This window comes from Streptomyces caelestis, assembly GCF_001279005.1.
Taxonomy (GTDB): Bacteria; Actinomycetota; Actinomycetes; order Streptomycetales; family Streptomycetaceae; genus Streptomyces; species Streptomyces heliomycini.
Window position 1 is genome coordinate 1 of sequence record NZ_LGCN01000176.1, and the last position, 227, is coordinate 227.

Here is a 227-nt window from a genome sequence, read left to right on the forward strand (position 1 = left end):
CTGCTGCTGGAGCGGTTGTCGGACGCTCGTCGCAACGGCCACCCGGTGCTGGCCGTGGTGCGGGGGAGCGCCGTGAACCAGGACGGTGCGAGCAATGGTCTGACGGCGCCGAACGGGCCCAGCCAGCAGCGGGTGATCCGTGCGGCGCTTGCCGACGCGGGGCTGTCGGCGAGGGACGTGGACGCGGTGGAGGCGCACGGGACCGGCACGCGGCTGGGAGACCCCAT

1 protein-coding gene is annotated in these 227 nt (G+C 74.0%); it reads left to right on the top strand.

The features are described from left to right. On the top strand, positions 1-227 hold a 227-nt coding region (locus ADK41_RS15405; RefSeq protein ID WP_159043981.1), incomplete at both ends, for a hypothetical protein.